The organism is Dactylosporangium sucinum (genome assembly GCF_014647515.1).
Lineage (GTDB): Bacteria > Actinomycetota > Actinomycetes > Mycobacteriales > Micromonosporaceae > Dactylosporangium > Dactylosporangium sucinum.
In genome coordinates, this window is the sequence record NZ_BMPI01000026.1 from 133,054 (window position 1) to 141,223 (window position 8,170).

Consider the following 8,170-nt stretch of genomic DNA (forward strand, 5'->3'; position numbering starts at 1 on the left):
CGTGCCGTGCCGGGCTCGCTTAGACGTTGGTCGATCTACCCTCAGTCGCCGCCTGGTTTTCGAGGGTAGATCGACCAGCGTCGTTTGAGGTTCGGGTGCGCCTCGCCTGTCGATTTCGGTCGGGCGGCTCGGGTCCCCTTGCCTGTCGGTTCCGGTCGGGCGGCCCGCTTGCCTCGCGCCGCTCAGCCGGCGCGGTAGCGGGGGCGGGGGAGGAGGCGGGTCGTCGGCAGGCCGGGGGCCGGGAGGGGGTCCTCGCCGCCCGGCACCGGCGCGAAGCGGGACGCGTCGGGCGCCATCCAGGCCGTGCGGGCCTCGACGATCTCCTCGTGGGAGCGGGCGACGAAGTTCCACCACATGACGAGTTCCTCCTCGAACGGCTCGCCGCCGAGGAGGAACAGCCTCGCCTCGGCCGTGGCGGTGAGGTGGAGGGTGTCGCGGTCGGCGCCGAGGTACAGGAGCGATCCCGGGCTCACGTCGACGCCCTCGATGCTCGCGGTGCCCTCCGTGACCACGACGGCGTGCTCGAACCCCGGGTTGACCGCCAGGGTGGTCGCGGCACCCGCGGCCAGGTGCAGGTCGGCGCCCACGAGCGGCGAGTGGACGACGGCCGGGGAGGTGAGGCCGGCCAGCTCGCCGACGGCCACCGTGATCCGGACGCCGTTCGCCGTGGCCGTGGGCAGGTCGGCGAGGTGCTGGAAGGCCGGGCCGCCGTGGCGGGCGCCGTCCGGCAGGGCGATCCACAGCTGCAGGCCGTGGAGCAGGGGCGGCCGCTCGGTCGGCGAGTTCTCCGAGTGGGCGATGCCGCGGCCGGCGGTCATGATGTTGAGCTGGCCGGGTCGGACGATCTGGTCGGAGCCGAGGCTGTCGCGGTGCCGTACCTCGCCGTTGAGCAGCCAGGTCACCGTCTGCAGGCCGATGTGCGGGTGGGGCGGCACCCGCATGCCCGGGCCGCCGGTGATGTCCTCCGGGCCGAAGTGGTCGAGGAAGCACCAGGCCCCGACGGTGCGGCGGGACTTGTTGGGCAGGCTCCGCCGCACGACGGTGTACCGCCCGAGCGGCACGTCGCGACCCTCCAGCAGTTCGGCACAGGGCGCGGTGCCGGTCTCGACGGGCAGGTCGGCCTCGGCGGGCTGGCTTTCGAGGTTGCTCACGAACCCGATTCTCCCTCGCCGACTCGCCCGCCGGCTCCTTCGCCCGTCGGCTCCTTCGTCCGGCGGCTCGCTTGCCCGCCGGCTCGTTCGTCCGGCGGCTCGCTTGCCCGCCGGCTCGTTCGTCCGCCGGCTCGCTTGCCCGCCGGCTCGTTCGTCCGCCGGCTCGCTTGCCCGCCGGCTCGTTCGCCCGCCGGTTCCTTCGCCGGTTCCGTCGCCCGCCGGCTGCTCGGGCGCTTGCCCGCCAGCCCCGCGCGCCCTTGTTTGCCCCACTCGTCCCTGCTTGTCCGCCCGCTCGTCCGCTCGCTTGTCCGCTTGCTCGCCCGCAGGCTCGATCCACTCGCCTTGTGGCTTTGTCGTCTGCTGGTTGCCTTGCGGGTGCGGCTTAGACGTTGGTCGATCTACCCTCGCGATCGGAGATCGAAGTGAGGGTGGATCGACCAACGTCTGTGGTAGTGCGGGTGGCGTCGCGTCGGGGAAAGTGGGATCGCTCGCTGCCGGTGGCGGGTACTTTGTCCGATGTGTGGGGACTTGTCGCGGCGATCCTGGCGGCGGCCGTGGCCGGAGGGGCGGTGTTCGTCGCGCTGCGGGCGCTCAATGCCGCGCGGCGGGCCGGGGGCACCGTCGCGGAGCTGATCCGGCAGGCGCGGGACGCCGAGCTGCGGCGGGACGCCGAGCTGGTCTGTGCCTGGGCGGTCAGCGAGCGGGAGACGTTCGAGAGGATCATCACCCGGGGCGTCGTCGGGGCGGCGGTGCGCAATGCCTCGCAGATGCCGGTGTACGACATGGAGATCGTGTTCCGGGATCCGCCGGCCGCCTGGACCGCGATCCGGCGGGTGCGGATCGTGCCGCCGTCGGGGGAGCCCGAGGTGTACGCCGGGTTCGACGAGGAGAAGACCGAAGGGCCCGTCGAGCGGGACCGGATCAACGAGGACGGCACGATCCGGCTCGCACCGTCCGCGGACATGCACGTCGAGCTGCGCTTCACCGACCTGCGCGGGCGGCGGTGGCAGCGCGACGACCGCGGGGTGCTGACCCAGGTCGGCGAGCACGTCGCGCGCCTCCCGGCCCCGGTCGAGAGCGGGTAGCCGGCGGCGAGCACCCGGCCGGTGGCCGCGGCTACACGATCTTGAACACCACCGACTCGGCGGCGGCGATGGCGGCGCCCCGTGCGCCGGCCATGTCGCGGTCGGGGACCAGGGAGAAGACCGCCACCGTTGACTGCTCCTCGCGCAGCAGCGTGTGCTCCTGCACGCGCTCCAGGAACCAGTCGCGGAAGTGTGGCGCCGCCTCCACCACGCCGCCGCCGACGAAGTAGCAGTCGGGGTCGGTGAAGTTCGCCGCGATCGTGAACAGGCGGCCCAGGCCCATCGCCTGCTGCTCGAAGATCTTCAGCGCCAGCTCGTCGCCCTGCTCGGCGAAGGAGCGGACCTGCTTCGCGGCCGCCTTGATCGAGTCGGCGCCGTGCAGGGGGTGGTCGGGGTACCGGGTGAGCCAGTAGGGCAGCAGGTTGCGCACGATGCCGGTGAGGGAGCTGACGCTTTCCACGTCGCCGAGGAACCCGCAGCCGCAGGACGGCAGCGGCTGCCCCTCCTCCAGCAGGCCGTGCATCGGGATGTGGACGTGGCCCAGCTCGCCCGCCATGCCGGCCGTGCCTCGGATGATCTTGCCCTGCTCGACGACGCCGCCGCCCAGGCCGGTGCCGACGATCGCCGAGACCGAGGACTTGTGGTGGGCCTCGGCCCCGAAGTACCGGTGGTGCGCGTAGAGGGCGGCCGCGTTGCCGTCGTTGTTGTAGACGACCGGCAGGCCGAGCCGCTCCTCGAGGGCGGCCCGGAAGTCGAAGCCCCACCAGGCCGGCTGGGAGAAGTTCGTCGCGCCCTTCGAGGAGATGACGCCGTCGGCGCTGGCCGGGCCGGGCGTGTCCAGGCCGACCGCGACGACCCGCTCCCGGTCGAGCTTGGTGACCTCGAGGATGTTGTCGAACGCGTAGGCGAGCGCGCCGACCGCCACCTCCGGCCCCTCCAGGACCCGGCTGGGGACCTCCACCAGCCCGTCGACCAGGAAGGCCCCGGTGTGGTCGAGCACCGTGGCGTTGTTGGCCGTCCCGCCGTTGTCGAGCCCGACGACGACCCAGTCCTCCGACATCACCATCTCCCTCGTGGCAGTGCGCGGCATGCACGGTACCGCATCTCCGGGCGAGGAGCTTGACCTCAACATTGCTTCAGGTCGCAGAGTAGGTCCCCATGAGAGCTGCCGCATTCGAACAGCCCGGCCCGCCCGAGGTCCTCCGCCTGCTCGACCTGCCGGAACCGCAGGCCGGTCCGGGTCAGGTCCGGGTCCGGGTGAAGTACGCCGGGGTCCAGCCGTTCGACGCCGGGCTGCGCGGCGGGTGGCGCCCGCCGTACGCGGAGGTGAAGCTTCCGCAGATCCCCGGCAACGAGTTCGCCGGTATCGTCGACCAGGGCACCGACGAGGTACCGCCCGGCACCGAGGTGCTCGGGTTCAGCGTGTTCAACGCCTACGCGGAGTACATCGTCGTCCCGGCCGACCAGGTCACCCCGAAGCCGGCCGGGGTGCCGTGGGAGGTCGCGGGCGGGTTCACCGCGGGCTGGCAGACCGCCCGGCTCGCCCTGTCGGCGCTCGGCGTCGGCCCGGGCGACACCGTCCTGATCAACGGCGCCGCCGGGTCCACGGGGACCGCCGGCGTGCAGTTGGCCAGCCTGCTCGGCGCCACGGTCCTCGGCACCGCGAGCCCGGCCAACCAGGACTACGTGCGCTCGCTCGGCGCGATCCCCCTGGTGTACGGCGAGGGCCTGGCCGACCGGGTCCGTGCCGCGGCACCGCAGGGCATCACGGCCGCCGTCGACGGCGCCGGGGGAGCGGCTTTGGAGACGTCCCTCGCGCTCGTCGAGGACCGCAAGCGGATCATCACCCTCGTCGAGCACGCCCGCATCGAGGAGCTCGGCCTGGGCAGCATCCAGGGCCAGCGCAGCGCCGCCGCGCTGGCCGAGCTCATCGACCTCTACGCCACGGGGCGGACCACCTGGCTCATCCGCCGCGTGTACCCCCTCGCCGAGGCGGCCGACGCCCACCGCGAGATCGAGACCGGCCACGGACGGGGAAAGATCGTGCTGAGCATCGAGGACTAGCCGCGCCTCCGCGGCGCCCCCGCAGCGGCCCCGCCGCGATCCCGCGGCGCCGTCCTGCTCGGGCGCCACCGAGCCGTTGCGCCGGGGCGGCCCTGCTGGTGCTCACCACCGCGGCGGCCGCCCCACTCGCACCGGGCCGAGCGCGCGGCCGTCGGCGCACTACCGGTCAGCGGCCGCCCACTCGCACCGCGCCCTGCGCGGCCGTCGGCGCGCTACCGGCTCGGCTCGACCGTTCGGCTCGTCGGCACTGTTCACGAGCGGGTCGACCGCCGAGCGGGGCGACCTGCGCTGGGTGCTCATTGGCCCTGCAGGTAGGCCAGGACGGCGAGCACCCGGCGGTTGTCGTCGTCGGAGACCGGAAGGTTGAGCTTGCCGAAGATGTTGGCGATGTGCTTGCCTACGGCGCTGTCGCTCAGGAACAGCTGCTTGCCGATGGCCGTGTTCGAGCGGCCCTCGGCCATCAGGGTCAGCACCTCGCGCTCGCGCGGGGTCAGCGAACCGGTGGTCGCCGACGGCCGCGCCACCAGCTTCGCGATCACCGACGGGTCCATCACGGTGCCGCCCGCCGCCACCTGCCGCACCGCGTCGACGAACTGGTCGGCGTTGAACACCCGGTCCTTCAACAGGTACCCGACCGCGCCCGTGCCGTCCGCCAGCAGCTCCCGCGCGTACAACTGCTCCACGTGCTGCGACAGCACCAGCACCGGCAGGCCCGGCACCTCCCGCCGCGCCGCCAGCGCCGCCTGCAGGCCCTCGTCGGTGAAGCTCGGCGGCAGCCGCACGTCGACCACGGCCACGTCGGGCCGGTGCTCCAGCAGCGCCGCGTGCAGCGCCGGGCCGTTGTCGACGGCCGCCACGATCTCGAACCCGTGGCTCTGCAGGAGCAGCACCAGACCGTCCCTCAGGAGGTAGAGGTCTTCGGCGAGGACAACGCGCACGGCAGCTCCAGCGTCGCAACGGTCGGCCCGCCGGGCGGGCTGTGGATGGTGAGGGTCCCGTCGAACGTACCCAACCGGCGTTCGATCCCGCGTAACCCCGTCCCCCGGGACGGATTCGCCCCACCGTCGCCGTCGTCGGTGACCGTGATCCGCAACACCCCGTCGCGGTGCCGCAGGTCGATCCCGATCCGCTCGGCCCCGCCGTGCCGCGTGGCGTTGGCGAGCAGCTCGCTGACCGCGAAGTACGCCGCGGACTCCACCGGCGCCGGCGGCCGCCCCGGCAGCTCCCCGGCGACGTTCACCTCGGCCGCCGTGTCGAGCGCCAGCGCGCGCACCGCGTCGCCCAGCCCGCGCTCCGACAGCACCGGCGGATGGATGCCGCGCACCAGGTCGCGCAGCTCGGTCAGCGCCGTCGCCGACGTCTCCCGCGCCTGCGCGACCAGCTTGCGCGCCGCGGCCGGGTCGGTGTCCATGAGCCGCTCGATCGCGCCCAGCGTCAGCCCGACCGCGATGAGCCGGGCCTGCGCGCCGTCGTGCAGGTCACGCTCGATCCGCCGCACCTCGGCGGCCTGCGCGTCGAGCGCGTCGGTGCGGGTCTGCGTGAGCCGCTCCACCCGCTCCCGCAGCGCCGCCTCCGCCGCCGCGGCCTTCGTCGGGCGCAGCAGCAGCGCCGTCCACCACGCGTGGGCCACCAGCAGCGGCCGGGGCACCGCCAGGCCCGCGGCGACCAGTGCCAGCCCGACGAGCAGGCCGAGCGTGCGATGGCCCGCCACCGCGCCGTACCACGCCGACCAGTCGGCGTCGAAGAGCTCCGTCCACACCCAGGGGAACACCAGCCCCCAGCCGCCGTAGACCACCGCCGCCACCGGCGCGCCGACCAGCGCCACGGTCACGACCGGGTCGGCGGCCAGCCACACCAGGTCGCGCCAGGAGGCGATGTCGTTCCAGGTCCACTGCCAGTTGGCGTTGAACGTCGCCATCGTCTCGGTCTTGTACAGGTTGTTCTTCACCCGGTAGAGCCCGTCCGGCCGCAGCTCGGGCCGCAGCTGCGGCGTATACGGCCGGGGGATGCGCACCCCGCCCCACTCGGCGAACTGCCGGCGCATGTTGGCCAGCCAGCGGAAGTGCGAGTTGGCGACCGGAATCAGGAACACGAGTCCCAGCCCGAACCCGAGCCCGAAGCACGCCAGGCTCACCGCGAGCAGCACCACCTCCGCGGCGGCGCAGGCCACGAGCATCGCGCAGCGCACCCACGCGAGCAGCGTCTGCTCGACCCGCTTGGCCGAGGGCGGCCGCCGCACGCCCGGTGCGAGCAGCCACGCACTCCACCGCGCGACCGCCCCGACCGTCCACGGCAACGCCACCAGCCCCGGCACCGACAGCGCCGCCAGCCAGGCCGGCCGCTCCCACAGCGCCGTCCACGCCGTCGCCCACCACGCGCCGGAGGACGGCTCGCCCGGCAGGCCCCACGGCGGCCCCCAGACCCACGTCCACAGCGCCAGCAGCAGCGGCCCGGCGGCCAGCGCCAGCGGCAGCAGCCCCAGCACCGGGAACCAGAACGCCCACGACAGGTCGCGCTTCGTCGCCGGGTCCTTCATGAGCCAGTCGAGCCGGTGGAAGAACGCCGGGAACCTGGGTGACTTGTACAGCGTGCTCTCGTGCCGATACAGCCCCTCCTCGTCCGGCTCGGGCGGCGGCGGAGGCGGCTCGTAGGGCACCGGCACCGTCCGGCCGGTCCAGTTTGCGAACATCCGCCGCCAGCGGCTGACGAGCACCCGGCCGGCGTGGATCGGCGGCGGCAGCAGGAAGACCATGCCGAGCAGGACACCCGGGACCATCAGCACCAGCTGGGCGGCGAACTGCACGAGCACGACCACGGTCATGCCGGCCAGCACGGCGGCGCGGAGGAGAGACCGGGGGTACGTCATGCGGTACAGCGTCCTCTCCGCGGGGCGTCGGCACAGTGGAGCCAGGTGGAGACTTTGGGGTGGAGCTAGGTACACCATGAATCCGGTACCCAGCTGTATTCTGCCGGGCCCCGCCGCGGCGCAGGATGCATCGCATGACAGTCATCGACGTCCGGCACCCGTCGCGGCGCCTCCAGCGTGATGCAGGTGCGCTGTTGCGCACGCTGGCCCGCCTCACCGTCGTCGAGGCCCGGCTCATGCTCCGCGAGGCCGCCGCACCGCTGTTCACCGTGCTCCTGCCGATCGTGCTGCTGGTCGCCTTCGGGCTGCCGGCGAGCACCCGGCGACCGGACCCGGTGCTGGGCGGTCACCGCAGCATCGACACGCTGATCCCGTCGATGTCCATCATGGTGGCCATGGCGATGGTGGCGTTCTTCATGCTGCCGGTCGTCCTCACCACGTATCGCGAGAAGGGCGTCCTGCGCCGGCTCTCCACCACCCCCGTGCGACCGGCCGCCCTCCTCGGCGCCCAACTGGTCATGAACGCCGGTGTGGTCCTGTTCGCGACCCTGCTGACCATGCTCATCGGCGTCGCCGCCCTGGACATGCGGATGCCCGACCCGCTGCTCGTCCTGCCCACCCTGGCTCTGGGCATCCTCGGCCTGTTCTCGCTGGGCCTGGTCATCGCGGCCCTCGCCGCCACCGCGAAGGCGGCGACCGGTTACGCCCTGGCCGTGTGGTTCCCGTCGGCGTTCTTCGCCGGCTTATGGGTCCCGGTCGAGTACCTTCCCGCCGCCCTGCGCCGCATCGGCGACTTCACGCCCCTGGGCGCGTTCCGCCAGGCCATCCAGGCGGCCTGGTCCGGCGAGCCCCCGCACGCCCTGCACCTGCTGGTCCTGGCCGCAACGTTCGTGGCCGCGAGCACCCTGGCCGTCCGCACCTTCCGCACCACCTAGGAGACCGCTGAACAATCCGGTTTCTGGACCGGGGTCTGGTCAGAGGTGACGGGGAAGGTGTCTCAATAG

General features: G+C 73.2%; 7 protein-coding genes. 3 read left to right on the forward strand and 4 right to left on the reverse strand.

All coding sequences use genetic code 11. The annotated features are described in order from the left end of the window. Positions 1-182: 182 nt before the first annotated feature. Entirely contained in the window at positions 183-1,151 is a 969-nt protein-coding gene (locus tag IEZ31_RS26015; RefSeq protein WP_190252585.1) for a pirin family protein, read from the reverse strand. 518 nt (positions 1,152-1,669) lie between these two features. On the opposite strand from IEZ31_RS26015, the gene IEZ31_RS26020 reads away from it, so the two are divergent. Then, a complete protein-coding gene (locus IEZ31_RS26020) occupies positions 1,670-2,236 on the forward strand; it encodes a hypothetical protein (RefSeq protein WP_190252586.1) in 567 nt (188 codons plus the stop codon). Between the two features lie 31 nt (positions 2,237-2,267). Here the strand turns inward: IEZ31_RS26020 and IEZ31_RS26025 are convergent, their stop codons facing one another. Then, complete coding sequence (locus IEZ31_RS26025) at positions 2,268-3,296, reverse strand: ROK family protein (RefSeq protein ID WP_190252587.1); 1,029 nt, start codon at positions 3,294-3,296, stop codon at positions 2,268-2,270. A 98-nt stretch (positions 3,297-3,394) separates the two neighbouring features. Here IEZ31_RS26025 and IEZ31_RS26030 point away from each other — a divergent pair, with 98 nt between their 5' ends. Then, positions 3,395-4,300 (forward strand): NADP-dependent oxidoreductase, encoded by a 906-nt coding sequence (locus IEZ31_RS26030; RefSeq protein WP_190252588.1) that lies wholly within the window; start codon positions 3,395-3,397, stop codon positions 4,298-4,300. A 296-nt stretch (positions 4,301-4,596) separates the two neighbouring features. Here the strand turns inward: IEZ31_RS26030 and IEZ31_RS26035 are convergent, their stop codons facing one another. Together IEZ31_RS26035 and IEZ31_RS26040 are read right to left on the reverse strand one after the other, a co-directional pair. After that, positions 4,597-5,238, reverse strand: a complete 642-nt coding sequence (locus IEZ31_RS26035) for a LuxR C-terminal-related transcriptional regulator (RefSeq protein WP_190252589.1) — start codon at positions 5,236-5,238, stop codon at positions 4,597-4,599. Beyond that, complete coding sequence (locus IEZ31_RS26040) at positions 5,202-7,166, reverse strand: sensor histidine kinase (protein WP_190252590.1); 1,965 nt, start codon at positions 7,164-7,166, stop codon at positions 5,202-5,204. Before IEZ31_RS26040 ends, IEZ31_RS26035 begins: the two co-directional genes overlap by 37 nt. A 134-nt stretch (positions 7,167-7,300) precedes the next feature. On the opposite strand from IEZ31_RS26040, the gene IEZ31_RS26045 reads away from it, so the two are divergent. After that, a complete protein-coding gene (locus tag IEZ31_RS26045) occupies positions 7,301-8,101 on the forward strand; it encodes an ABC transporter permease (RefSeq protein WP_190252591.1) in 801 nt (266 codons plus the stop codon). Positions 8,102-8,170 lie beyond the last annotated feature (69 nt).